This window comes from Candidatus Planktophila dulcis, assembly GCF_002288225.1.
In the GTDB taxonomy this organism is placed as follows: domain Bacteria; phylum Actinomycetota; class Actinomycetes; order Nanopelagicales; family Nanopelagicaceae; genus Planktophila; species Planktophila dulcis.
The window spans coordinates 1,177,590-1,201,837 of the sequence record NZ_CP016777.1; the positions used below are offsets into that span (position 1 = coordinate 1,177,590).

28 protein-coding genes are annotated in these 24,248 nt (G+C 46.8%); 7 read left to right on the forward strand and 21 right to left on the reverse strand.

Annotated elements, in window-relative coordinates:
- Positions 1-35: 35 nt before the first annotated feature.
- The 16 genes from A1sIIA65_RS06075 to A1sIIA65_RS06150 are packed head-to-tail and all read right to left on the reverse strand — an operon-like array spanning position 36 to position 14,813.
- A complete protein-coding gene (locus tag A1sIIA65_RS06075) occupies positions 36-530 on the reverse strand; it encodes an amino-acid N-acetyltransferase (RefSeq protein WP_095676649.1) in 495 nt (164 codons plus the stop codon).
- Between the two features lie 2 nt (positions 531-532).
- Positions 533-2,041, reverse strand: a complete 1,509-nt coding sequence (gene lysS, locus A1sIIA65_RS06080; RefSeq protein WP_095676650.1) for a lysine--tRNA ligase — start codon at positions 2,039-2,041, stop codon at positions 533-535.
- 25 nt (positions 2,042-2,066) lie between these two features.
- The gene (locus tag A1sIIA65_RS06085) at positions 2,067-2,831 is read right to left on the reverse strand and encodes a type III pantothenate kinase (protein WP_095676651.1); all 765 of its coding nucleotides are present in this window, start codon (positions 2,829-2,831) and stop codon (positions 2,067-2,069) included.
- 2 nt (positions 2,832-2,833) lie between these two features.
- Complete coding sequence (nadC, locus tag A1sIIA65_RS06090) at positions 2,834-3,658, reverse strand: carboxylating nicotinate-nucleotide diphosphorylase (protein WP_095676652.1); 825 nt, start codon at positions 3,656-3,658, stop codon at positions 2,834-2,836.
- Positions 3,655-5,265, reverse strand: a complete 1,611-nt coding sequence (locus A1sIIA65_RS06095; RefSeq protein WP_095676653.1) for an L-aspartate oxidase — start codon at positions 5,263-5,265, stop codon at positions 3,655-3,657. Before A1sIIA65_RS06095 ends, nadC begins: the two co-directional genes overlap by 4 nt.
- A complete protein-coding gene (locus A1sIIA65_RS06100; protein ID WP_095676654.1) occupies positions 5,262-6,032 on the reverse strand; it encodes a 4-phosphopantoate--beta-alanine ligase in 771 nt (256 codons plus the stop codon). Before A1sIIA65_RS06100 ends, A1sIIA65_RS06095 begins: the two co-directional genes overlap by 4 nt.
- A 50-nt stretch (positions 6,033-6,082) precedes the next feature.
- Positions 6,083-6,529 carry a 2-amino-4-hydroxy-6-hydroxymethyldihydropteridine diphosphokinase gene (gene folK / locus A1sIIA65_RS06105; protein ID WP_095676655.1) on the reverse strand — a complete coding sequence of 149 codons (447 nt, stop codon included), beginning with the start codon at positions 6,527-6,529 and terminating at the stop codon, positions 6,083-6,085.
- Positions 6,526-6,882 (reverse strand): dihydroneopterin aldolase, encoded by a 357-nt coding sequence (gene folB, locus A1sIIA65_RS06110; protein ID WP_095676656.1) that lies wholly within the window; start codon positions 6,880-6,882, stop codon positions 6,526-6,528. The genes folK and folB overlap by 4 nt, the downstream gene beginning before the upstream one ends.
- Positions 6,879-7,634, reverse strand: a complete 756-nt coding sequence (gene folP / locus A1sIIA65_RS06115; RefSeq protein WP_095676657.1) for a dihydropteroate synthase — start codon at positions 7,632-7,634, stop codon at positions 6,879-6,881. Before folP ends, folB begins: the two co-directional genes overlap by 4 nt.
- Before the next feature lie 6 nt (positions 7,635-7,640).
- On the reverse strand, positions 7,641-8,228 hold the full coding sequence (gene folE / locus A1sIIA65_RS06120; protein ID WP_095676658.1) for a GTP cyclohydrolase I FolE: 588 nt from the start codon (positions 8,226-8,228) through the stop codon (positions 7,641-7,643).
- A gap of 16 nt (positions 8,229-8,244) precedes the next feature.
- Positions 8,245-10,308, reverse strand: a complete 2,064-nt coding sequence (gene ftsH / locus A1sIIA65_RS06125) for an ATP-dependent zinc metalloprotease FtsH (protein WP_095676659.1) — start codon at positions 10,306-10,308, stop codon at positions 8,245-8,247.
- A gap of 8 nt (positions 10,309-10,316) precedes the next feature.
- Positions 10,317-10,868 (reverse strand): hypoxanthine phosphoribosyltransferase, encoded by a 552-nt coding sequence (gene hpt, locus A1sIIA65_RS06130; RefSeq protein WP_095676660.1) that lies wholly within the window; start codon positions 10,866-10,868, stop codon positions 10,317-10,319.
- A 19-nt stretch (positions 10,869-10,887) separates the two neighbouring features.
- Positions 10,888-11,850, reverse strand: coding sequence for a tRNA lysidine(34) synthetase TilS (gene tilS / locus A1sIIA65_RS06135; RefSeq protein WP_095676661.1), 963 nt, complete (start codon positions 11,848-11,850; stop codon positions 10,888-10,890).
- Positions 11,851-11,859: 9 nt separating this feature from the next.
- Entirely contained in the window at positions 11,860-13,062 is a 1,203-nt protein-coding gene (locus tag A1sIIA65_RS06140) for a C40 family peptidase (protein ID WP_095676662.1), read from the reverse strand.
- 54 nt (positions 13,063-13,116) lie between these two features.
- Positions 13,117-13,908 carry an ABC transporter permease gene (locus A1sIIA65_RS06145; protein WP_095676663.1) on the reverse strand — a complete coding sequence of 264 codons (792 nt, stop codon included), beginning with the start codon at positions 13,906-13,908 and terminating at the stop codon, positions 13,117-13,119.
- Positions 13,905-14,813: an ABC transporter ATP-binding protein gene (locus A1sIIA65_RS06150; protein ID WP_095676664.1), complete on the reverse strand. Its 909-nt coding sequence runs from the start codon at positions 14,811-14,813 to the stop codon at positions 13,905-13,907. Before A1sIIA65_RS06150 ends, A1sIIA65_RS06145 begins: the two co-directional genes overlap by 4 nt.
- A 36-nt stretch (positions 14,814-14,849) precedes the next feature.
- On the opposite strand from A1sIIA65_RS06150, the gene metZ reads away from it, so the two are divergent.
- Positions 14,850-16,073 (forward strand): O-succinylhomoserine sulfhydrylase, encoded by a 1,224-nt coding sequence (gene metZ, locus A1sIIA65_RS06155; protein ID WP_095676665.1) that lies wholly within the window; start codon positions 14,850-14,852, stop codon positions 16,071-16,073.
- Here the strand turns inward: metZ and A1sIIA65_RS06160 are convergent.
- A complete protein-coding gene (locus tag A1sIIA65_RS06160) occupies positions 16,055-16,924 on the reverse strand; it encodes a heme o synthase (RefSeq protein ID WP_095676666.1) in 870 nt (289 codons plus the stop codon). The genes metZ and A1sIIA65_RS06160 overlap by 19 nt on opposite strands.
- Positions 16,925-17,022: 98 nt before the next feature.
- On the opposite strand from A1sIIA65_RS06160, the gene A1sIIA65_RS06165 reads away from it, so the two are divergent.
- Positions 17,023-17,460, forward strand: coding sequence for a hypothetical protein (locus A1sIIA65_RS06165; protein WP_095676667.1), 438 nt, complete (start codon positions 17,023-17,025; stop codon positions 17,458-17,460).
- Here the strand turns inward: A1sIIA65_RS06165 and A1sIIA65_RS06170 are convergent.
- The gene (locus A1sIIA65_RS06170; protein WP_095676668.1) at positions 17,457-18,656 is read right to left on the reverse strand and encodes a D-alanyl-D-alanine carboxypeptidase; all 1,200 of its coding nucleotides are present in this window, start codon (positions 18,654-18,656) and stop codon (positions 17,457-17,459) included. The two genes, A1sIIA65_RS06165 and A1sIIA65_RS06170, sit on opposite strands and share 4 nt — an antisense overlap.
- Positions 18,657-18,664: 8 nt before the next feature.
- Positions 18,665-19,009, reverse strand: coding sequence for a hypothetical protein (locus tag A1sIIA65_RS06175; RefSeq protein WP_095676669.1), 345 nt, complete (start codon positions 19,007-19,009; stop codon positions 18,665-18,667).
- A 55-nt stretch (positions 19,010-19,064) separates the two neighbouring features.
- On the opposite strand from A1sIIA65_RS06175, the gene A1sIIA65_RS06180 reads away from it, so the two are divergent.
- Positions 19,065-19,715, forward strand: coding sequence for a TrmH family RNA methyltransferase (locus tag A1sIIA65_RS06180; RefSeq protein ID WP_095676670.1), 651 nt, complete (start codon positions 19,065-19,067; stop codon positions 19,713-19,715).
- On the opposite strand, the gene A1sIIA65_RS06185 is transcribed toward A1sIIA65_RS06180, so the two are convergent.
- Entirely contained in the window at positions 19,712-20,674 is a 963-nt protein-coding gene (locus tag A1sIIA65_RS06185; protein WP_095676671.1) for a tetratricopeptide repeat protein, read from the reverse strand. The two genes, A1sIIA65_RS06180 and A1sIIA65_RS06185, sit on opposite strands and share 4 nt — an antisense overlap.
- A 141-nt stretch (positions 20,675-20,815) precedes the next feature.
- Between A1sIIA65_RS06185 and A1sIIA65_RS06190 the strand changes: the two genes are divergently transcribed.
- The 4 genes from A1sIIA65_RS06190 to A1sIIA65_RS06205 all read left to right on the forward strand — a co-directional run bounded on the left by A1sIIA65_RS06190 (position 20,816) and on the right by A1sIIA65_RS06205 (position 23,357).
- The gene (locus tag A1sIIA65_RS06190; RefSeq protein ID WP_095676672.1) at positions 20,816-21,493 is read left to right on the forward strand and encodes an energy-coupling factor ABC transporter permease; all 678 of its coding nucleotides are present in this window, start codon (positions 20,816-20,818) and stop codon (positions 21,491-21,493) included.
- On the forward strand, positions 21,490-21,795 hold the full coding sequence (locus A1sIIA65_RS06195) for a PDGLE domain-containing protein (protein WP_095676673.1): 306 nt from the start codon (positions 21,490-21,492) through the stop codon (positions 21,793-21,795). Before A1sIIA65_RS06190 ends, A1sIIA65_RS06195 begins: the two co-directional genes overlap by 4 nt.
- A gap of 95 nt (positions 21,796-21,890) precedes the next feature.
- Positions 21,891-22,607 carry a cobalt ECF transporter T component CbiQ gene (gene cbiQ, locus A1sIIA65_RS06200; RefSeq protein WP_095676674.1) on the forward strand — a complete coding sequence of 239 codons (717 nt, stop codon included), beginning with the start codon at positions 21,891-21,893 and terminating at the stop codon, positions 22,605-22,607.
- Positions 22,608-22,610: 3 nt separating this feature from the next.
- Complete coding sequence (locus tag A1sIIA65_RS06205; RefSeq protein WP_095676675.1) at positions 22,611-23,357, forward strand: energy-coupling factor ABC transporter ATP-binding protein; 747 nt, start codon at positions 22,611-22,613, stop codon at positions 23,355-23,357.
- On the opposite strand, the gene A1sIIA65_RS06210 is transcribed toward A1sIIA65_RS06205, so the two are convergent.
- Positions 23,344-24,231 carry a DMT family transporter gene (locus A1sIIA65_RS06210; protein ID WP_095676876.1) on the reverse strand — a complete coding sequence of 296 codons (888 nt, stop codon included), beginning with the start codon at positions 24,229-24,231 and terminating at the stop codon, positions 23,344-23,346. The genes A1sIIA65_RS06205 and A1sIIA65_RS06210 overlap by 14 nt on opposite strands.
- Positions 24,232-24,248: the final 17 nt, after the last annotated feature.

Here is a 24,248-nt window from a genome sequence, read left to right on the forward strand (position 1 = left end):
AACCCCAGATATGGGGTCGATATTCCCGCCAGAGGCTAGAGATTGAGGAGCATGCGGGTATTGCCCAGGGTATTGGGCTTTACCGACTCGAGATCAAGGAATTCGGCAACACCTGCGTCATAGGAGCGCAGGAGCTGCTGATAGACATCGGAATCCACAGGTGTGCCATGAATTTCAACAAAACCGTGGCGACTAAAGAACTCTGTTTGAAAAGTGAGACAGAAAATTCTCTCCACACCAATCTCGCGGGCACGTTCAATAATGCGCTCCATCAATTTGTTGCCAATACCTTGCTTATGCAAACTCTCTTTCACAGCAACTGTGCGAACTTCAGCCAAATCTTCCCAGAGTGTGTGGAGTGCTCCGCATCCCACAACTTTTCCATCAAGTTCTGCAACAGTAAATTCCTGCACGCCTTCATAAAGTGTCACCGTCTCTTTTGCCAGCATCTGACCTGGGGCGGCATAGGAATCAACGAGTTCGCGGATTGCCTTCACATCACTTGTCTTAGCAGGACGAATAACAAGCATTCTTAATCTGCTTCAGGTTTTACGAGTGGGAACAAAATAGTTTCACGGATTCCAAGACCAGTCAGCGCCATGAGAAGTCGGTCAACGCCCATTCCCATTCCGCCCATAGGTGGCATTCCAAATTCCATAGCACGTAAGAAATCTTCATCGACCTGCATCGCTTCAAGATCGCCCTTAGCTCCAAGCTGTGCTTGTTCAATCAGACGCTCGCGTTGAATCACTGGGTCAATAAGTTCTGAGTATCCGGTTGCAAGTTCAAAGCCATCAACATAGAGATCCCATTTTTCAACAACTCCAGGAGTTTCGCGATGTGCACGAACAAGTGGAGAAGTATCAACTGGGTATCCCATAACAAATGTTGGCTCTACCAATTTATCTTGAGCAACATGCTCAAAGATCTCTTCGGCGAGCTTGCCTGTTACCCACTTTGGGTCAATCTTCATACCGAGTTTTGTTGCATACTTCTTCAGCTCATCGATGGAAGTAAGCGCTGTTACCTGCTCGCCTACTCCTTCAGAGATTGCGTCATAGAGTGAGATCTCTTTCCATGTGCCACCAAGATCTGCTTGGCGACCATCGTGATGTGTCACCACATGTGAACCAGCAACTGCCATGGCTGCATTTTGAATAAGAGAACGTGTGACATCAGCAATAGAGCGCCAATCGCCATAGGCCATGTATGACTCGACCATTGCAAACTCTGGTGAGTGTGAAGAATCTGCGCCTTCATTACGGAAATTACGATTGATTTCAAAGACGCGCTCAATGCCACCGACAACGCAACGCTTTAGGAAAAGCTCAGGTGCAATACGCATGTAGAGATCCATATCGTATGCATTACTAAATGTCTTAAATGGACGAGCAGTAGCTCCACCATGCATCACCTGAAGCATGGGTGTCTCTACCTCAATAAAGCTTTCACTATTAAATGTCTCTCGCAATGAACGCATCACAGCAGGGCGCATACGTGCTGCTGCACGTGCTTCAGGGCGAACAATCAAATCCACATAACGCATTCGAACGCGAGTCTCTTCAGACATCGGTTTGTGGTCGTTAGGAAGCGGGCGAAGAGACTTTGAAGCAAGAGCCCATGACGTTGCAAGGATAGAAAGTTCACCGCGCTTGGAAGTAATAATTTCTCCAGTAACAGAGACCATGTCACCTAAATCAATATCGGATTTCCATGCATCGAGTTGATCTTGTCCCACTTGATCCAGAGATAGCATCGCCTGAAGTTCAGTTCCATCGCCTTCGCGAAGAGTTGCAAAGCAAAGTTTTCCTGTGTCGCGCTTAAAGATGATGCGCCCTGTCAGGCTTTCAATATCTCCGGTGGCCACATCAACGGCAAGATCTGTGTATTTGTCGCGAACTTCCTTCAAAGATTTAGTGCGGGCTACTGCAACCGGATATGGCTCAATTCCGCGCTCAATAAGGCTTGCACGCTTCTCGCGACGAATCCGAAGTTGCTCGGGTAGGTCATCCTCTGTGGCGGGCGAGTTATCGGTTGTCATAGTGCAGTGAGTCTACCTTTTATAGCTACTGATTCTTCTCATGAATAAGGCGAAGGCCAATAAGAGTCAGATCTGGCTCATGCTCATCGATAGTTTCAGATACTCCAATGATGAGTGGAGCAAGGCCACCTGTTGCAATCACGGTGGGAGCATCATCATAATCCTTCGCCAATTCTGCAGTGATTCGATCAACGAGACCATCTACTTGTCCAGCAAATCCAAAGATAGTTCCAGATTGAAGAGCTTCAACGGTGTTCTTTCCAATAACGCTCTTTGGTCGAACAAGTTCGACTTTGCGAAGCTGGGCTGCGCGAGCAGCGAGAGCATCCACTGAAATTTCAATTCCGGGCGCTAACGCTCCACCGAGGAATTCACCTTTGGGAGAGACAACATCCAAGTTTGTTGATGTTCCAAAATCCACAACGATGGCTGGACCACCATAGAGAGTGTGGGCTGCAAGAGTATTAACAATGCGATCTGCGCCAATTTCTTTTGGATTATCAACAAGGAGTTGAACGCCTGTCTTAGTTCCTGGTTCAACAATGGTGATTGCGATATCACTGAAGTACGAATCAATCATCGTGCGAAGCTCGCGAAGAGTTGCAGGAACTGTCGAACAGATGGCAAGTCCTGTGAGTGTGTAGCCGCTGATGAGTGCGCTGTATTGGAGCCAGAGTTCATCGGCAGTTGTGCGTGGGTCTGTCTTAACGCGCCATGACTTGATGAGTTGATCTTTATCAAAGATTCCCAGAACCGTATTTGTATTTCCGACATCGACTGTTAACAACATGGCTACTCCGCTCTCATATCTAGACCAATATCAAAAACTGGAGCGCTATGTGTAAGTGCGCCAATTGCTAAGAAATTAATTCCTGTTGCTGCATATGCCTTCGCATTCTCAAGTGAAATTCCACCTGAAGCCTCCAGCTTGGTTGCACCAGCGACTATGGAAACTGCCTCTACACACTGCGCAGGACTCATGTTATCCAGCAGCACTACATCAGGCTTTAAAGGCAAGACTTCACGCAACTGATCCAAAGTATCAACTTCGATTTCAATCTCTGAAGATGGAAACTCTGCGCGGACCTTTGAGAAAGCCTGTGCAACTCCCCCTGCTGCAGCAATGTGATTATCTTTAATGAGCGCAGCATCACTGAGTGACATACGGTGATTAGTTCCACCACCCATACGCACTGCATATTTCTCAAGTAGTCGCATACCTGGAGTTGTTTTACGAGTATCGCGAATCTCGCACGTTGTGCCTGCGATGGCATCGACCCATGTGCGAGTCAGTGTTGCGATACCGCTCAAATGACCTAAGAAATTAAGTGCTGTGCGCTCTGCAAGCAAAATAGCGCGAGTATCACCACGCACAGTCATCAAGACTTCACCCTGCTTGACCGATGCGCCATCCTTCACAAGAACTTCAATATCAGTTAGTCCTACTTCTTCAAGAACTGCGCGGGCCATATCAATACCAGCAACAATGCCTGCTTTGCGTGAAACGAAATCAGCAACAACTTTTTCACTACCGGATACCGTTGCCACAGATGTAATGTCCTGGCCACCTTGTAGATCTTCAGCGAGTGCTCTCTTAATCAGGTCGCGATCAATCATTTCCCAACCTCCTGATAGCCACTTGTCCAATAACCAGCTTGATCTACTTGTTGCACGATGCGCTTCTTCCACAGATCACTAGTCTGAGGGAAATCTTCACGCCAATGGGAGCCACGAGTTTCTTGTCGAATGAGCGCAGCTTTCACAATTGTCTGCGCGAGCTGGAAGAGGTTAGTTGTCTCCCATGCTTCAACACATGGCTCTGTGCTCTTTCTATCTTCAATACGAGTTAAATCAGAACTTGTTTTGAGTAATGAATCTGATGATCGCAATACTCCTGCACCACGGCTCATACTCACCTGAATGTCATGGCGCACTTGTGGATCAAGCAGAATTGCTTGAGATGCATTCACCACTGGTTCACTCTTCTCAGGCAACTTCTCTGCAATATCGGCTGCGATACGTGCGCTAAATACAAGGCCTTCAAGAAGTGAATTGGATGCAAGTCGATTAGCGCCATGAACACCAGAACATGCAGTTTCACCGCATGCATAGAGTCCATTCACACTTGTGCGGCCATTGAGATCAACGCGCACTCCACCTGATGCATAGTGCGATGCTGGAGCCACGGGAATCAAATCTTTCAGTGGATTAATGCCATGAGAAATACAGGATGCATAAATGGTTGGGAAGCGTTCCTTAAATCCTTCAAGGTGGCGAACATCGAGCCAGACATGGTGAGCACCAGTTGTATTCATCACGCGCATAATGGAAATTGCCACAACATCACGTGGTGCAAGTTCAGCAAGCGGGTGAATATCTTGCATGAAGCGCACGCCTTTATCGTCAACAAGATAGGCACCTTCACCGCGCACAGCTTCACTAATCAATGGCTGTTGTCCTTCTGAGTTATCGCCCAGCCACAAGACTGTTGGGTGGAATTGAATGAATTCAACATCGGCCACCTTTGCCCCTGCGCGAAGAGCGAGTGCAACTCCATCTCCAGTTGATACAGATGGATTTGTTGTTTGAGCAAATACTTGACCTAGTCCACCTGTTGCAAGGACTACAGCGCGAGCAAGACCTCGGCCAACGCCATCGCGACTACCTGCGCCGATAACGTGAAGAGTTACTCCACACACTTCACCAATATCGTTCTTAAGTGCATCGAGCACAAGTGCATGTTCAACAACTTCAATCTCAGGATCATCATGGACAGCCGCAAGAAGTGCTCGGGAGACTTCAGCTCCAGTTGCATCTCCTCCTGCATGCAAGATGCGATTACGAAGGTGTCCACCTTCACGAGTAAGTGCAATTTCACCGCTATCTTCTTTATCAAAGATTGCTCCACGTTCGATTAACTTACGAACAGCTTCAGGGCCTTCTGTGACAAGTACGCGCACAGCATCAACATCACAGAGCCCAGCACCTGCAACGAGTGTGTCTTTCTCATGAGCTTCGGGTGAATCACCATCACCAAGTGCTGCGGCAATACCGCCTTGCGCCCACTTAGTGGAGCCTTCATCAACTCGTGCTTTTGTCACAAGTAAAACTGATAATCCATATGTGCGACATTGCAGCGCAGTAGTTAGTCCTGCAATCCCTGATCCCACAACGATGACATCAGCTGTTGCAGTCCAGCCCGGAGTTGGCGCTAATAACTTCATGCGCGATTTCCCATAGGCATATTGTCAATCAATCGCACACCATTTATCCACCCCGCGACAATCGCACGAACCTTACGAGTGTCTGATTGAGCGTGAGCAAAGGTCTTCTCATCGATGAAATCTGCATAATCAACAGTAAGAGAGCTCTCACTCGCCAAGATCTCACGCAATTCATTTTCAGACTTGGCTTTGGTAAGCGCTCTATAAATGACTTGTGCTGCGTTTCGACCCTCATCGCTAAGTCGCACATTGCGAGATGAGAGCGCAAGTCCATCGACTTCACGAATAGTGGGTGCTGCAACAATCTCAATACCTTCAGCAATTGTCCTAATTAACTGCAGCTGCTGAAAATCTTTCTCTCCAAAGATCGCCACCTTTGGTTTAAGAAGTGAAAAAAATTGGTGGACAACGGTAAGTACTCCATCAAAATGTCCTGGTCGAGATTTACCTTCATAGATATCACCCAGTGGCCCTGCAGATTTCTTCACATAACCATCAGGATAAATCTCTGCTTGAGTAGGAAGCCAGAGATGTGTAACTCCAGCTGCATCAGCAATTGCAATATCAATATCTGGTGTTCGGGGATATTGCGCTAGGTCTTCTTTATTCTCAAATTGCAAAGGATTAACAAAGATACTTGCCACAACATCATCACTATATTTCTTAGCAAGTGCAAAGAGTGAAGCGTGGCCCGCATGCAGTGCGCCCATTGTCGGAACAAATGCGCAGGCAGAAGGAAGCTGGCGAGCATCTGTTACTACTTTCATGGCTCCAGTCCTTTCAGGTACCGGGCAGGCAGTGAGGTAATTCTAAGGCGTTAGGACAGTTGCGCCAAAAGCTCAGAGATTTTGCCGTGTGTAAGAAGAAGGGCATCAGGTTCAATCTCATGCCACGGTTCCAGAACAAAGCGACGTTCAAAGGCGCGTGGATGAGGAAGTTCTAACTCTGTGGCGCTACTGAGCAATGTGCCATATTGAATGAGATCGAGATCGATGGTGCGAGGTCCCCACCTTTCAATACGTTCACGCCCCAGTGATTTCTCGATTCCATGTAGCAGCGAAAGCAGATCGATAGCAGGCAAATCACTTTCAAGAATGCAGACTGCATTGATGTAATCGGGTTGTTCTGGACCACCCACTGGTTTTGTTGTGTAGAAAGAAGAGACCGCAGTAACGATAGTTGCCTCTTTGAGCATCGCAACTGCTAAATCCATCTGCTCTTTTGGATTGCCAATATTGGCACCAAGTGCAACTACTGCCTTCATCGGGTAATAGTGACCGAAATATCGGAAGCTTGTGCAGAAATAGGAGCCTTAGGTTTATGCACCGTCACAGCAATATTTGAAATTTCTGGGTGCCCGCCCTTAATGCGATCTGCAATGCGTCCTGCAAGTCTTTCAATCAGTTGAACTCGCTCACCTGTGATCTCTTCAACCACAATGTCAGCAAGTGCTCCGTAATCAATTGTGTCCGCTAAATCATCACTCACACTTGCACGTGATAAATCTAAGTGAATTTCTAGATCAACAAAGAAATCTTGACCATTCTTTGCTTCATGATCGAAAACTCCGTGATATCCAAAACCCCAAATACCTGTGAGTGAGATGACATCACTCATGAGCGAGCTGCTTTCACATTTGCCTTCACACCATGAACTCTAACCGCCCAGATGCCCTTACCGACTAGTGATTGGGTTACTGCAACAGTGGCTTCTTCTCGCTCATCGGGATGCTCTCCGCCCAAGAAACGTTTACGTGAGTGACCAATCAATACTGGATAGCCAAGTGCAACAAATTCATCAATCCGGTTAAGGACTTCCCAGTTGTGTTCAGCGTTCTTTGCAAAGCCAATACCTGGATCCAAGATGATGTTCTCGCGCTTAACGCCTGCTGCAAGTGCTTTATCAAGCTGCAGCGTCACTTCTTCAATGACTTCAGCAACAACATCGCCATAAATAGCCTTCTCATTCATATCTTTTGAATGTCCCCGCCAATGCATCAAGGTGTATTTACATCCCAGCTGAGCAACTGTTGAAAACATGTCAGGGTCTGCAGCCCCTCCGCTGACATCGTTAACGATGCTAGCTCCAGCTTCAACCGCGAGCTTGGCCGTTGTCGCTCTCATAGTGTCGATGCTGATTACAACTCCCTTTTTTGCAAGCTCACGAATGACAGGGATAACTCGTGCTTGCTCTTCTTCCTCTGAAATTCGATCGGCACCTGGACGAGTGGATTCACCGCCCACATCAATGATGTCAACACCATCTTCAATCATTTCAAGGCCATGTGTGATCGCTAGTGATTCTTCATAATGCAGGCCACCATCGGCAAAAGAATCTGGAGTGACGTTAAGAATGCCCATCACCAACATGAGAATTTATCGATTCGTAATTAGGCTGATTGCTTCAGCGCGAGTAGCTGCATCGCGTAGAACACCGCGAACAGCTGATGTTGTTGTGCGCGCCCTGGATTTACGGACTCCACGCATCGACATACATAAATGTTCACAATCGATGATGACAATGACGCCCATAGGTTTGAGAATCTCAACTAAGGCATCTGCAATTTGAGTTGTTAAACGCTCCTGCACTTGAGGACGACGAGCAAAGAGATCAACAAGACGTGCAACTTTGGATAGACCTGTGATCTTGCCGCTCGGGATATATCCCACATGTGCAACGCCATGAAAAGGTGTGAGGTGATGTTCGCAATGAGAAAAGACTTCAATATCGCGAATGATCACAAGCTCTTCATGTCCGATGTCAAAGGTAGTTGTTAATACATCTTCTGGCTTCTGCCATAGTCCTTCAAAGTTCTCTTTAAATGCACGAGCCACTCGTGCTGGAGTCTCTTTCAGACCTTCGCGTTCAGGATCTTCACCGAGCGCTAAGAGAAGTTCGCGCACAGCCTTTTCTGCGCGCTCCTGATCATAGGGATGCGCAGCACGTCCATCGCCAGGCCCCATGGAAACGGAGGAAATATCAGTCACTCGAGGTTGCCTTCTTCACGCGACGTGATTTGCGAGGAGCATCTGTAGGAGTTGCTCGTTCTGGAATATCAACAGGTGGCCGTGCTGAAGGTAAACGATTCTCTGATCCTGTCCATGCTGGGCGCTTTGGCCATGACTTTACCTTGGCAAAGATTGCAGCAATCTCTTCCTTGTTGAGAGTTTCCTTTTCAAGAAGTTCTAGAACCATTTCATCAAGGATGGTGCGGTTTGCTTCAAGGATGTCATACGCCTCTTGATGCGCAGTCTCAATGAGTTTACGAATCTCACGATCGACAATTGCTGCAACATTTTCAGAGTAATCACGTTGATGTCCATAATCACGGCCCATAAATGGCTCTGATGCATCTGTGCCAAGTTTGATTGCACCAATTGCCTCAGTCATTCCATATTGAGTCACCATGGCACGAGCAAGAGCGGTTGCCTTCTCAATATCGTTAGAGGCTCCTGTTGATGGATCATGGAAGATGAGTTCTTCTGCAGCGCGTCCACCCAGTGAATATGCCAACTGATCAAGGAGCTGGTTGCGAGTTGTTGAGTATTTATCTTCATCAGGAAGAACCATTGTGTAACCAAGTGCGCGACCGCGCGGCATGATCGTGATCTTATGAACAGGATCTGTATGAGGAAGTGCATAGGCAACGAGAGCATGTCCTGCCTCGTGATACGCAGTAACGCGACGCTCTTCTTCAGACATCAGACGTGATTTACGTTGTGGTCCAGCCATCACGCGATCGATAGCTTCATCAATCTGTAAATTGGTAATTGTCTTTTGACCTTCACGAGCAGTAAGTAGGGCTGCCTCATTCAATACATTCGCAAGGTCTGCACCAGTAAACCCAGGTGTGCGACGGGCGTATGTAACGAGTTCAACATCCTTTGAAAGCGGCTTGCCCTTTGCATGCACTTTAAGAATATCTTCACGGCCCTTGAGATCTGGACGTTCAACAGGAATCTGACGATCAAAGCGACCTGGACGTAGAAGTGCGGGATCTAAAACATCAGGTCGGTTGGTTGCTGCAATCAAAATAACTTGGCCATTTGCTTCAAAGCCATCCATCTCAACAAGGAGTTGGTTCAGTGTTTGTTCGCGTTCATCATGACCGCCACCCATACCTGCTCCGCGCTGACGACCGACTGCATCAATTTCATCTACGAAGACAATCGCAGGTGAATTGGCTTTGGCTTGGGTAAAGAGATCGCGCACGCGAGCTGCACCGACACCAACAAACATTTCAACAAAGTCAGAACCAGAAATTGAATAGAAAGGAACTTTTGCCTCACCAGCAACTGCGCGAGCAAGAAGAGTTTTACCTGTTCCTGGAGGACCGTAGAGAAGAACGCCCTTAGGAATTTTTGCACCAAGGAGTGCGTACTTTGCAGGATCAGCTAAGAAATCTTTAATCTCTTCAAGTTCTGCAATCGCTTCATCCGCACCTGCAACATCATCAAAGGTATTTTGTGGAACATCGCTATCTTGTAGCTTCGCACGAGACTTACCAAATGAGAAGACGCGATTTCCGCCTTGAGCATTGCTCATCATGAGGAAGAACAAGAAGCCAATAATCAGAATTGGGCCAAAGGTGAAGAAGAAAGTGGTCAAGAATGATTGCGATGGAACGCTAACGCTCCAACCCTTTGTAGGAGGGTTTGCAGTCAGAGCATCAATCAAATTCGGCTCTTGGCGCGCAATATAAGAAGCTTCAACTTTTGTTGCGCCCTTAATTGTGTTTCCACTATTGAGAATTAGACGAATCTTTTGTGATTTATCAACAAGGACTGCTGACTCAACTTGAGCCCTAGAAATAGCATCGATTGCTTGCGAAGTTTTGATCTCTGTATAGCGATTGGCAGCGTTAGTAATCTGTCCAAAGATTGTGACACCAAAGATTGCAACAATGATCCAGAACAGCGGGCCACGGAAAATCTTCTGCGAACGAGTTAGAGGAGCCTTCTTGCCGCCATCTTTATTCGTCGGCTTAAGAGCCTTCTTCGCTGAGTTCTTCTTCAATTTACTAAGTGGGTTCTGGGAAGACATGAAATTCCTTATGAGTACATGTGCTTTGCAAGCACACCGATAAATGAGAGGTTGCGGTACTTCTCGTCGAAATCAAGTCCATAACCCACGACGAATTCCTTAGGAATATCAAAGCCAACGTATTTCACATCGACATCAACCTTTGCAGCTTCTGGCTTGCGAAGGATTGCAAGAATTTCAACAGATGCTGCACCGCGAGAGTAAAGGTTTGATTTAAGCCAAGAAAGTGTTAATCCGGTATCCACGATATCTTCAACAATCAGAACATGGCGACCAGTGATGTCACGATCGAGATCTTTAAGAATGCGAACCACGCCACTTGATTTAGTTCCTGAACCGTAGGAAGAAACAGCCATCCAATCCATCTCGATATGAGTCTGCATTGCACGTGTTAAATCAGCCATCGCCATGATTGCGCCTTTGAGCACGCCAACAAGAAGTACATTCTTATCTTTGTAATCTGCATCGACGAGCGCTGCGAGTTCTGCAATCTTTGCTGCAAGTTGATCTTCTGTTGCTATTACCTTTTCAACATCGGTTCCGACTGCTGCTAAATCCACGTGGTCTGCTCCTTGATACCTAGGGCTGGGCTAAGAGCGAAAGTCTGCCCGAAATTCGCTCAACCTTCACACCACCCGGAAGGCTCACCACCCCTTGACCATGCCAAGAAGTGACCAGCGCCTCAACTGCGGCAAGGTGATCGGCTGTAATTGAGCCTGTCGGGGCGCCAGCGGCATAGAGAGCAGCTCTCAGGACTCGAGAGCGGATTGCTCGAGCCAGGCTCGCTAAGTGATCGCACTCAAGATTTGCGAGGTCAGATGCTGAGATTTCACTCTGTGCAATCTCATCGAGGGCATCTGCATCATCACGCAAAATCGATGCGCTGCGAGCAAGTGCTGCTGCAATTCCAGGTCCTAACTTCTCCTCCATCACTGGAAGAACTTCGTTACGAACTCTGACGCGCGAAAATTCAGTATTTCCATTATGCGGATCATTCCAAGGTTCAATCTCTAATTCTCTACATGCAGCAACAGTTTCTTCTCGAGTGATCTGTAATAGTGGGCGAAGATAAATTCCATTCTCTAATGACATTCCAGACAGTGAGCGAGTTCCAGATCCCCGAGCAAGTCCTAACAGAACAGTTTCTGCTTGATCATCTCGTGTGTGACCTAAGAAGACTTTCGTTGCCTTCTCTTGCGCAGCGCACGCACTAAGAGCTTGATAGCGTGCATCACGAGCGCCAGCTTCGAGGCCGGACTCAGTAGTAACCACAACTTTCTTAACAATGACTTTGCCATAACCCATCTCCTTCAATTGCTTCTCAACTTTTTCTGCCTGTGCACCCGAACCACTTTGTAGTTGATGATCGATAGTCACAGCAATTGTTGTAATCGCACATACTTTTGACTCTGTGAGAATTGCAGATGCAAGTGCAAGTGAATCTGCACCACCAGAGACAGCAACCAGCACAACATCGCCGGCTTCAAGCCGAGCAAGGTGAGGTTTTACAGCGTTGCGAATTGCAACGTTGGCATCAGTCATAGGTGAAGGTTAGACCCGACCACCAAATGGCATAAGCCCCTTAACGCTATAAATACTTGAGTAGAGCAAGCCCTTATCCTTGGAGTTGGCCTCCCACATCATTCCTCCACCTGCATAAATGGTGATGTGGTGAATTGTTGAGATTGTGCCCTTGTAGGAATAGAAGAGAAGATCGCCAGGCTGAAGTTCAGTCAGCGCAACATGCTTTGTATAGCCTGAATACAAAGCAGAGTTAAGTCGATCCCAATTTGGCCAACCAAGACCTGCTGACTTATAAGCAGCATAAACAAGACCTGAGCAGTCAAATGAATTTGGTCCTTCAGAACCCCAGATATATGGCTTACGTGCTTGAACCTGCTTCTTAGCAAAGGCCACCGCAGCTAAACGTTGTGCCTCAGTTGTTCTAATTGTTGTGCGACCCTTGAAGCCAATATTCGGCCAAACTTTCGCTTGGTTGATCGTGGTAGCCGCAGTAGAAGCTTGGCTCTCTTCAAGCAACGCCAACTGACGTTGTTGTTCTAGGGTCACACGAACATTACGTGCAGTAGCAAGTTCTTTCATCAACTTATCTTGAACTGCTCGAAGTTTATTGACTTCCTTTTGTTGAAGAGCTTGCGCTGCATCCGCAATTTTCTTTGTCGCTTCAACTTTAGCAGTGGCAACTACCTGGATTGCCTTTGCTTCATCAGCTTTCTTCTTTGCAGCTTTTGCAACAATCTCTGCAGCCTTATAGCGGTCAAGTGCAGTGGTGTTTTGTGCACCTAACGTGTTGAGAGTGGAGAGTTGATCAATGAGATCTTGTGGTCCATTAGAACTCAGTAAGGGTTGGATATCACTCATACTTCCACCGAGGATGTATGCATTGGCTGCAAGTTTTCCGATAACTCGGTGAGCTTCTGCGACTGCAGCTGCTGTCTCGGCAGCATGTTTGGCAGCCGCAATTGCTTGCGCTGTAGCAACTTCGAGTTCTCTCTTCGCTTTAAGATAAACAGCTTGCGCAGCATTGGCTCTGGCAGTTAATTGTTTAAGAGTGAGATTTGCTGCAGCTAATTTCTTTGCTGCAGCATCTGCTGCAGCTTTCTTGGCAGCTTCTGCCTGTTTAGCCGCTTCAATCTCAGCAAGTGTTGGTTTTGGCTTTGCGATGGCAGGGGTGGCCGCAAGAGTCAGGCTTGCAATGATGGCAAGGCACATCAAGGATTTTCTGCGGCGCATTGTTTAAGAATAAATGAGCGCTGTATATATTCGGCGGGTATCGCCTAAGTGTCGCTAGTTAGCCACATCTCTTCGGGTGAAGAGGACCGTTGCAACTATCGCACCGACAAATACATAGGAACTTCCCAGAGTTAAGGCATGCATATATGAAATTTCTGAGCTACCGCCTTGAGCGATAAGGGAGAGTTGATTTCCTGGCATCCATTCAAGAAATACTGGCTTGACCGCTCCCAAGAGATTTTCGATGATGAGAATCCAGAGAACTCCAATAGAAATTGATGAGATAGGTGAACGCAGCAAGAGTCCAAGAATCATTCCCACAATGCCAAAGTAGATCACTGAAATCGCCACATTGAGAAGCGTCTTGCCGATTTCCTGGAACCCAGCCGAGGTAAACCATAGATCGGTAGACACCTTTGCTCTATCCGATAAGAAGTATGAGATTGCAATACTGACTACCGCAGAGATTGCAATCATTACGAGAGCAAAAATCTTCATGGCGATAAGTTTTCCTACCAAAATCCTTATACGTCCTGGTTGACGAACCAAAAGATTACGTAGCGTTCCGTAGGTGTATTCCTGCGCTGTCTGTGCAGCAAAGACACAGAGGGCGATAATTCCCAGAAGTCCACCTACTGATGCAAATCCGTAGACAGATCCACCTGCGAGCTCCAGTACTTCACGACTTACCTGGCGACCACGGTCTGAATTGCCTTGCTCGGAATCAATCATCAAATACAGAAAAGTTGATGTCAGACCGGTAAAGAAGAGAGCAGCGCCAATGGTGCCTAAGAAGAGTGTCGGGCGACGAAGTTTTCTCCACTCAGCATAGATCACGCGAATCATTTTCGATCTCCTGTCATCTCAAAGAATGTCTCTTCGAGGTTTGGCATCTGTGGTGAAAGTTGTGTAATCAAGATCCCGGCTTCAAATGCTTTGCGATTAAGAATTCCGGCCCACTCTGCAGGTCCTTCAATATGAGCCACTTCAGAACGAATAGTTGCTTTATGTCCATCGGCTTGGGCAAGCTCGATAATCTTTTGAAGATCACTCTGTGAATCTGTTTTCACAAGGATAAATGGTTGTTGCATTAGGAAGAGATCTTGAATTGGTCCAGCAAAAACGACTTCACCTTTGCGAAGCATCACGATGTATTCGCTGATGAGTTCGAGTTCAGAGAGCAAGTGTGATGAGACAAAGACTGTTGTCCCTTCACTTGCCAACTTCTTGAGCAGATCGCGAACTTCTTGAATTCCTTCTGGATCAAGCCCATTTGTTGGTTCATCGAGGATTAAAACTCGCGGCTGTGGGAGTAGGGCTGCTGCAATTCCGAGGCGCTGCTTCATTCCTAAGGAATACGTTTTGTACTTTGAATCTCCACGTCCTTCTAGGCCCACTGTCTTTATCAATTCACCAACGCGCTCTATAGGAAATCCACCGAGCGTTGCTAAGACTTTAAGGTTTTCTTCACCAGAGAGCGCAGGATAAAAAGCTGGTCCCTCAATCATTGCGCCAACGCGTGAAAGGTATTTCTCTGGGTGAGTAATTGATTCACCGAGAACTTCTGCTGTGCCACCCGTTGGGGTAATCAATCCAAGGAGCATGCGAATGGTCGTGGTCTTGCCCGCCCCATTGGGACCAACAAATCCACAGATGGTGCCGAGGGGAACTTCAAAGTTTGCGTGTGAAACAGCAAAGCCCGAGTCATATTTCTTACTGAGATCTCTCGCTGAGATAGCCATAGTGCTCATGTGGGCAATATAGCGTCCAAACCTTAGGATGGGCTTATGAGTAAAGAGGTCTGGGGCTATCACGAGCATCCAAAGCGTCGCGAACCAGATTGGGAAATCAATCCACAAACTGCAGCTGTTCGCGAAGGTCTTGCGCGTTCTGGTTTCGGTGAAACTTCCGAGGCTCTCTTTCTCAATAGCGGTTTCACATACGCAAATTCACAGGAAGCAGTCGATTCATTCACAGACGAGACTGATCACTTCCTCTATAGCCGTTTTCACAATCCAACCGTTGCGATGTTTGAAAAGCGCTTGGCTGCCATTGAGGGTGCGGAGCATTGTGTGGCAACGGGTTCTGGAATGGCCGCAATGTTTGCATCCCTTGCCTGCCTTGTTGAAGCAGGAGATCACATCGTTGCATCGGCTGCCATGTTTAGCTCATGCCATGTAGTAATCACAGAGATTTTGCCTAAGTGGGGCGTCACATATGAATTGGTAAAGGCAAACGATAAGGCTGCTTGGGAGAAGGCGCTGACAAAGCCAACGAAGGCAGTCTTTATTGAATCCCCAAGCAATCCACTCTTAGAGATTGTTGATATTCGCTTCGTCTCTGATTTGGCTCATAAGGTGGGCGCAACAGTAATCGTCGATAACGTGATGGCATCTCCTGTCTTGCAAAAGCCATTAGAACTTGGCGCAGATGTAGTGATGTATTCAGCGACAAAACATATTGATGGACAAGGTCGCGTTCTTGCAGGCGCACTTCTTGGATCATTTGAATATATCTACGAAAAGCTCATTCCTTTCACTCGTCACACAGGTCCATCACTGAGCGCATTTAATGCATGGGTTCTCGTGAAATCACTTGAGACCATGGAGCTTCGAGTGACTCGTATGTGTGAAAATGCTCAGAAGCTTGCAGAATTCCTCGAAACTCGAAAAGAAATAAAGAGCGTTCGTTATCCAGGTCTTGCATCTCACCCTGATCGTGATGTCATTAAGAAGCAGATGAAAGCTGGCGGCACAACAATCGGAATTGAATTTGCTGGTACTCAGAAAGATGCTTTCCGCTTCATGGATGCACTTCGCGTCATCGATATCTCCAACAACTTGGGAGATAGCAAATCACTGATTACTCACCCTGCATCTACTACTCATCGCCGCTTAGCTCCTGATGTGCTGCTAGAGATGGGCATTACACCCTCTGTTATTCGTCTATCAGTTGGCCTTGAGCATATTGATGACTTGCTTAAAGATGTAACTCAAGCGCTTAATAGCTGAGCAACAACAAGTAATACAGAGAGCAAGCTCAAGTAAGTAATCGACCAGTGGAAAATTCCCGCTGCTACCTTGTTGTAATTATCTGAATTCTCTTTTAACTTAAAGAGCTGGAAGGTAAAGACTGCACCGAGCAACACTGTTGCACAAAGTACCCAGACCGGTAATTTTGCCAATTGGATCATGGCAGTTGATGAAACAACCATTGCAATGGTGTGAAACCACATCTGGCTAATAACAATTGATTGGCTTGCAACTGATGGCAACATGGGAATTCCTGCTGCTGAGTAATCATCTTTATATTTAATAGCAAGAGCCCAGAAATGTGGCGGGGTCCAGAAGAAGACAACCATAAAGAATGCAACTGGTACCCACGTCAGAGATCCCGTAACAGCAGCCCAACCAATCAGAACTGGCATGCATCCTGCTGCTCCACCCCACACAATATTCTGTGCTGTATTGGGCTTAAGAATGATTGTATAAATAACGACGTAATAAAATATTGCAAGAGCAGTCAAGAGCGTTGCAAGCACTGTGGTGAAGAGCAGAAAAATCGCAAGAGAGAGAATTGTGATGAGCCATGCAAATACTGTGGCTTGGGTTTTGCTAATTACTCCAGTAACAAGCGGACGCTTTGATGTTCGCGCCATTAACTTGTCGGATTCAGATTCAATCACCATGTTAAAAGCATTGGAGGCACCTGCCGCCAGAGTTCCACCCATCAGGGTTGCTGCGACCAAACCCAAGGATGGCAACCCTTTCTCAGCCAAGACCATAGCGGGAAGGGTTGTGATGATCAGGAGCTCAACAACCCGCAATTTCATGAGGTCTACGTAGGGGCGAAGGAGTGACACACGCTTAGGGTACCCATAACTGACAGCGAGTAACGGGTCGATTCTCAGTTGCCTTTAAGAAATGAGATCTATCTTGCACTTAACGAAAGAGGTCCACAATGACATCGAAGAAACCTGAGTGGTTTGAACTAACAGAGGACAAGAGCCCATCTGCCGGTATCCGCAAGATAAATAAGAAGCTTCCTATAGCTACTTTGGTAACAGCCGGTGCAATCATTCTGGGCGGTTCAATCTTTGCAACAGCACAAGATGAGCCTTCTGCAGTTGCAGATACTCCGGTTGTTTCACAATCTATGGCAGCAGCACAAATTAGTACCCCTGCCATTTCCAACAATGCGAATTCAGCGCCTGCGCCAACTGGGCAAACTCTGCCATCTTCCAAGCTCTCTTCTAGCCTTAATTCACTACCTATGCCAGTAGTGAGCAATGTTCCACAACGCGACGATGACGATGATGAAGGTCGTGAAGGCAAACATGATCGTGGCGATCGCGATCATGATGACGATGATGATGAAGAAGACGAAGATGACGATTAAGCGGTTGTCGTAACCTCTTCAATAACTACTTCAGCTGGTTGTGTAGGAAATACTGGCAAGAGTGGTGCTGCTATCTTTCCTAAAATTCTATCGACTGTTGAACGTGCAAATTTTTCAGCACGTGAACTTGTCTTTAATCTGTCAGCAATGATGACAAAGACATATTCACGATCTCCAGCCTCAACATAGCCAGCAAGATTTGCAGTTCCATTAAGAGTTCCAGTCTTAGCCTTAACAAGACCAACTGCTTGCGGTGCTGTGTCAACAAATCTATTGCGCAGGGTTCCCGTTAATCCACTGATTGGCAGGCCACTAATGAGTGAAGCAAATCGAGAATCTTTACGAATCTTCACGAGTAACTGACCAACTTGTATTGCTGTGACTCGATTCTCTTTCGAGAGCCCGCTTGCGTCTTTGATTAATAGCCCTTTGTTGCTCACTCCAAGTCCTGTGAGTACTTCTTCAAAAGTTCGGGCTACGCCTTCATCACTCAGCGGATAACCAGCTGCTTGTGAAGCAAGACGAGCAATGCGTTCAGTTAGTAAGTTATCGCTCCACGTGAGCGCAAAAGCCAGCATCTCTTGAAGGTCTGGAGAATCTGAAGAAAGTATCTGCTCGGCAGAAAGCATCTGTGCTTCCTCCGTGCTCACCTTCTTCATAATGGGGCTAACGCCTTGCTTAATAAAGAAGCGCTTAATGTTGGCAACATCTTGCGAATACAAATCAGAGTAATAAATTGTTGAATTTCGAATAGATCCCGGATTTGCTTCCTTGAGAGCTGAAAGTGAGTTGTATTCAATTCGAGGAATGGAAGTGCGACCCATCTTCTTTGCAACAGGATCACTCAGACTCATCCATGGATCAAGGGAGCCTTGGATAACAAGGCTCTTTGGATTCACCCCAACCCAAGCTGACGTTGTGAAAATTTGAGTGGGTTGCATATATGTCAGCGCTGCTGCTGCTGAATAGATTTTAAGGACAGAGGCAGGCTTTCGTTGTGAGTATGCGCTCTTCTCAAATACAACCTGACCTGTGAGCTGATCTATGACCACAACTGAAGGATTAGCAAGTGCGGAACCTGCTGTAAGTCTTTCAAAGGTTGCAGCAACATTTATTGGATCAAGTGCAGTTGCTTGCCCCGGGAAAAGATTTGGGATTGCAAAAACAAGGCATGCAAGAATCCCAAACTTTTTCATATCGAGTATTACCAGGCGTAAGCAATAACGATATTGAGAACTGTCAGTCCAAGCATTGTTACCCAGATTGAATTCTTGAGTACCGGCTTCTTAAGATGTGTGTAACCCAGAGTCAATATGACTGCAAGCACCAGTCCCTTGATACCGACCTTGGTGTGGTTAAGTGCTTCATCATGGACTTGATCCCACAATCCAACCATCACAAGAGCTGCAATCAGCGCTGTGAGCGTTGCATGAACAATGCCAGGATTGAGCTTCTTAGGATTCTTATTCGCCTGCAAGAGTAAGAGAGCCAGAATCGCAACTACGCAGAGCAGATGGATGCCAAAAGCGATGTGATAAACAATCTCCATTGTGACTCCTTCAAAGTTATTGGTATTGCCGGCTGCTTAAGTTTAGAGTGCATCCATGGAAATCAATACACCTGCGGTCATCGGACCGGGTGAATTTTTCCCAGTAGTAGGCGTTGGCCCTCACGAAAAACCTTGGCCTACAGGTCCTCAATATGATCCTGAGCTTTTGGAAAATGGTGATCGCAGAAATGTTCTCGATTACTACAGATATTGGACAGTTGAAGCGATTGTTGCCGACCTCAATACAAAACGTCATAAACTCCAGATTGCAATTGAAAACTGGCAGCACGATCTAAACATTGGCTCCATTGTTCGCACAGCAAATGCTTTTAATGCATCTATTGTTCACATCGTTGGAAAGCGCGATTGGAATAAGCGCGGTGCGATGGTGACCGATAGATATCTCACTGTTCTGCATCACCCCACCATCGCCGAATTTGCACAGTGGTGTTCTGAGAATGAGACCCCCATCATTGGAATCGACAATGTCCCAGGATCTAAGCATTTAGAAGGTGCAGAACTTCCTGAGAAGTGCGTACTTCTCTTTGGCCAAGAAGGTGCCGGAATGTCAGATGAAGGAATTGCTATCTGTGAAGTTCTCTATGCAATTGAACAATATGGTTCTACGCGTTCAATGAATGCATCTGCTGCTGGTGCTATCGCGATGTATCACTGGGCGCTTCAGCACCTACCGCGCAAGATTTAATCGTTGAGTATGACATCTGCATCTGATGCAGGTTCATCAGCGAGGGCTTCACGCACTGACTTCAATCGACGTTCAACCTCATCAGCTTCTTCCATGCGCCCTAATTGGCGCATGACAGCAACCATGCGGTCTTCGATATCGAGAATGAATTCAAAATCTTTCGGTTCATCGTCGGTAATGATTTGAAGGACGCCATCGAGCGTGGATAGGCCATCTTCTAGTTTCCCAAGGAGAATCTCTGCTTTTCCGAACTCAAAGAGTGCAAAAGTTTCGCGGCGGTGATCATGGGCCGTTTCAAAGACATCGATGGACTTACGCGCTGCATCAATTGCTTTCTCACCATCGCCAAGTTCGACATAGCAAGAGGCAATCTTTTGATCGCATCGCGCAACATGAATTACTTCTTTCTCTAACTTAAACATCTTGCGTGCCTCTTGGAAGCAGATGATTGCTTCGGCAAAATTCTTTAGTTCGCGCTGTGCGCAACCGATGAGGTGCATGTCATTGGCTGCACCAATTGTGTTTCCATCAACGAGATGCTCCTGCGAACACTCATACATAGTCTCAATAACTTTTTCATAATTCTTTGAGGCATACCACCACTCACCGAGTGTGCAGGCGAGCTCAAGTGCAATAGGAGATTTGTTCTCACGCAAGATTGCAACAGCTTGGCTCATCGCAGTTGCAGCTTCATCCATGCGCTTGAGCTGATTGAGGTTGTAACCAATGGCAGAATATGCCTGCGCTAATCCTTCACTGGGAGCAGATGCTCCTAGTTCAGAGAAGATATCTCGAGCGGTTTCTGCGAGCGCGAGCGCCTCGTCATATTGGCCGCGGGCAAAGATGCGGGCAGAGAGTTCGTAATAGGTATTGGCTCGCTCTTCACCGTGGACCTCAGGGATGCGATCCCAGAGCATCTCCTCAGTAACAAGATCATCCTGGCCTTCGTCATCACTCATCTAAAGACCCCCCAGCTGCTTGAGATTCCTGCACTGTAGACCTAACGCCCCCACGCTCGTGGTTATTTCAACTCGCTTGGGCGTAAATTCTCGGTTAATCTTCTCTTCTTGCGAATCATTTGCATCTAGAAAGGGCTGACCATGCATATTCCTGATGGCTTCATCGACATTCCTACCTCTGTCGCCTTCGCTGGATTAGCTGCAACTGGTGTGGCTATCTCACTCAAGGGGGCTAGATCCTCCCTCGATGAGAAGACCGCTCCACTTGCTGGACTTACAGCAACATTTATCTTTGCTGTGCAGATGCTTAATTTCCCAGTCGCTGCTGGAACAAGTGGCCACTTACTGGGTGGAGCCCTTGCTGCAGTTCTTGTAGGTCCGTGGGCAGCATCGCTGGCACTGACTGTTGTCTTGCTGATGCAAGCCTTGCTCTTTGCTGATGGAGGATTAACCGCACTCGGACTCAACATCTTTAACATGTCCTTAGTCGGAGTGTGGGTTGGTTACCTCATTTTCATCCTCGTTAAGAAATTTCTACCAAAAAATAAGTCTTCAATATCAATCGCTGCTTTTCTTGCAGGATTAATCTCAGTTCCATGTGCTGCCGCAGGATTTGTCCTCCAGTATGCAATCGGCGGAACTGCAACATTCTCTATTTCACAAGTACTCACAGCCATGCTTGGAACCCACTTACTTATAGGAATTGGTGAAGGAGTTATCACAGCACTAGCTGTAGGAGCAGTAATGGCTAGCCGTTCTGATCTTGTCTATGGCTACAAAGGAACTACACATTTACTAGAGACGCGAGTAAATAAATGAAAAAACAAAATAAATTTATTATTGCTGGGTTTGCTCTATCGCTATTGCTAGCAGGGGTTGTCTCGAACTATGCATCCTCTAGCCCAGACGGACTTGAAAAAGTAGCTGAAGATATTGGTTTCCTTGATAAGGCCAAAGAACATACGAATTCAGATGGATTGCTTGCTGACTATGGAGTAAAGGGTGTTAAGAATGAACGGCTTTCCACGGGAGCAGCCGGGGTCATTGGTGTACTCGCCACCGCAGGTGTTTCTTCAGGGCTCTTCTTGATTCTGCGACGCAAGAATGGCGCAAGCAAATAGAGACTTTATCCTCAGAAAAGAGTCAGGTTCACTCTCATGGCCATCACCATGGCCATGATGTAGGTGAAAGGCTTTACATTCATCGCCATTCAGTTGTGCACTCTTTGCCTTCGCATGTAAAAATCCTCGCTGTTCTCTCTTTTGTGTTGGTCGTTGTATCTACCCCCATCACCTACTGGCCTGCCTTTGTGGGATTCCTAATCCTTGTGATTGCCTCCTCGCTAGCTGGAAAGATCTCAGTACTCACACTTTCAAAACGAGCTCTGATTGAAGTGCCTTTCATATTCTTCGCAGTTCTGATGCCTTTCGTTGGAACTGGCGAACGATTTGAACTCGGTCCTTTCAATCTCTATAGAGATGGACTGTTGGCTGGGCTTTCAATTGTTGCCAAAGGAACTTTGGGTGTCTTAAGCGCTGTCATCCTCTCAACAACTACTACTGCTCGCGAGATCTTGCGAGGTCTAGAGCGACTACGGCTGCCACTTATTATGGTTCAGATTGCATCCTTCATGCTTCGATACATCAATGTAATCAGTGATGAGATGGAACGAATGAAGATTGCACGACAATCTCGCGGTTTCGATGCGACAGGAATCAAGCATTGGAAAGTTATCGCTACATCGGCTGCAGCGCTATTTATCCGTTCTTACGAACGCGGGGAACGCGTGCATCTAGCCATGCTCTCTCGTGGATTTGATGGTGAGCTCCCACATACGGAAGTGAAATTTGTCGGTTACTCGACATGGTTGAGAGCACTGAGTATTCCTGCATTTGCACTGCTGATTTCCATCTTCTTTAGAATGAATGGATAAAACATGAGCAACCACCCGAGTTTACTAATCAATAATCTGGCATTTGCTTATCCTGATGGCAATCAAGCTCTCTATGGAGTAAACCTTCGTGTTGAGAAGGGAGAGCGAGTAGCACTCCTTGGGCCTAATGGCGCAGGTAAGACCACTCTTGTTCTGCATATGAACGGAATTCACCAGACTATGCAAGGTGAAGTCTTTATTGCAGGTGAGAAAGTTGATTCCAAAAATAAGGATTCCATAAGAAACATTCGCTCAAAAGTCGGAATCGTATTTCAAGATCCTGATGATCAGTTATTTATGCCAACAGTCGGTGAAGATGTTGCCTTCGGCCCTTACAACATGGGAGTGCGAGGTGATGAGCTAGAGGCAGTCGTTGACTATGCGCTGAAGTTAGTCGGTATGAGTGAGTTTAAGGATCGTCCTCCGCATCACCTCTCCTTTGGACAGCGCAGACGAGTCGCAGTTGCCACAGTTCTTGCGATGAAACCTGAAATCTTGGTTATGGATGAACCTTCATCAAATCTTGATCCGGCTAGCCGCAGAGAGTTGGCGGACATTTTGCGCTCACTCGATGTCACTATCGTGATGGTGACTCATGACCTTCCCTACGCACACGAGCTCTGTGAAAGAGCAGTGATTCTCTCTGGTGGAATCATTGTTGCAGACGATAAAACCGAATCAATATTGAAAAATGAAAAGTTACTTGGTACTCATCGACTTGAGCTGCCATTCGGTTTTACTCTTTCCTAAATCTGATTCGCTCTTGAGCAATCGCTGCACCTAGGAGAACTACCAAAGCGCCAACAGGTTCATGCCATGTGACTTTTTCATTGAGAAAGATCACTCCCACAATGACCGCCACAACCGGGGTCAAATACGTCACGCTACTTGCAATCGCACTTCCGGCTAACTCCATCACTTTGAAGTTCCAGATATAGGCAAAGCCACTGCCAAAAACACCGAGCGCGATCATTCCAAGGACTGGCGTCAGACGATATTCATCTTGAGCTATTCCATCAAAGAGATAGAAAGGCAGAAGTGTTGCCGCAGCTAGCGTCAGCTGTGTTGCAACAATAGATTCTGGTTTGGCCTTATAAGGAATCACATACTTGCGCGTATAGGGAAATGAAATTCCATAACAAGAAACTGCTGCAAGTAATACCAAGATTGCCCAGAGCGGATTATCACCAAGACCACGCCATGCGCCCAGAACAATCAGTACTCCAGTAAATCCGATGATGATCCCAACGAATTGAAAGGTTTTTGGTTTCTCTTCCCTATGAACAATAAGAATTGCAAGCAGCGTCATTAGCGGTGTGACCGCATTGATAATTCCTGCAAGAACTGATGTCACCTCTGTCTGAGCAAGTGCAAAGAGAACTCCAGGAATGACATTGAGCAGCATCGCAACTACCCATAAATGAAGAAGTAACTTCTTATCTGAAATCATCGCAGCGCCTTGGATCTTGGCATAGAGCACCAAAGAGAGCGCACCTAATGCGCAACGGCCAAAGGCAACGCCAAAGGGAGTAAGAAATTCAAGGCCTAATTTAATGAAGATAAAGGAACAGCCCCACACGAAGCCAAGGGCTAGATAGGCAGGAAGCCAAGACTTACTTTTCATATCGTGAAGATACATGT